1 protein-coding gene is annotated in these 889 nt (G+C 47.7%); it reads right to left on the reverse strand.

Going from position 1 to position 889, the window contains the following annotated elements:
- On the reverse strand, window positions 1-889 hold an 889-nt coding region (locus QR64_RS26930; protein WP_200886507.1), incomplete at both ends, for a mucin-binding protein.

Raw genomic sequence — 889 nt, forward strand, 5'->3', positions numbered from 1 at the left:
TTTCGAGCCCGTTGTTCCTGAAATTGAATCCGTCTTTAAAGTTTTGCCGGTCGTATCATCAACGTAGCTGACACTACCTTTTTGCTGATCTGCGGTATAGGTGATCGTTGTATCTTTCGTCGGATCACTTGGCTGATAACGGCTACCGGGTGTCAAAACATGACCTTCTGGATCATGTGCTGTATAACCTGGTACCGTCGGTACACCGGCTGGTGTAACCTTCGTCGCATCACGTGGGTCATTTGGATAGACTACTCTTGGTACTCTAGGGAAGTTCCCATCACTTGAGCTTGGTACCAATGATCCGACTTTCGTGTATGTCACGGTCTCATTAACATCTGCTGAATCGGCATTCAGGTCAGTTACGACAGCTGTCTGCGCTTTATCAGCTACAGATCCCGACACCACTGGACTAACAACGGCATCAAAGGTTGTATCACCATTTGTCGCTGTCCAGGCGGTTGTTCCAGCACCACTCGTAATCACTTCACCAGTAACGTTATCGACAACGACGGTTCGTGTGAAGTTGACAGAATCAGTGTGCGGCTTGGCCACTACGTGTCCAGTCTGATCAACATAACTGACGGTCTCATGGACCGTCTTATCATAGTTGGTGCGAGTTGGCCACTTTGGTCCATCTGGTTCATCTGGATGGATTGGCGCTCCCGGTGTCTGTGGATCCGTTGGATTCACTGGCGTCAGCTGATGCTTCAAGTGAACCGTGAAGTTCTGAGCAGTTTTGTCATCATTGTCGAATGTCAAATCTGCTGGATAGCCATCAGTAACTAACTCATACCCGTGTTTCTTATAATCCGCAATGATGCCACTGGTACTATAACTGGATTTCGAGCCCGTTGTTCCTGAAATTGAATCCGTCTTTAAAGTTTTG

The organism is Rhodococcus sp. Chr-9, assembly GCF_000801125.1.
In the GTDB taxonomy this organism is placed as follows: Bacteria; Actinomycetota; Actinomycetes; order Mycobacteriales; family Mycobacteriaceae; genus Rhodococcus; species Rhodococcus pyridinivorans.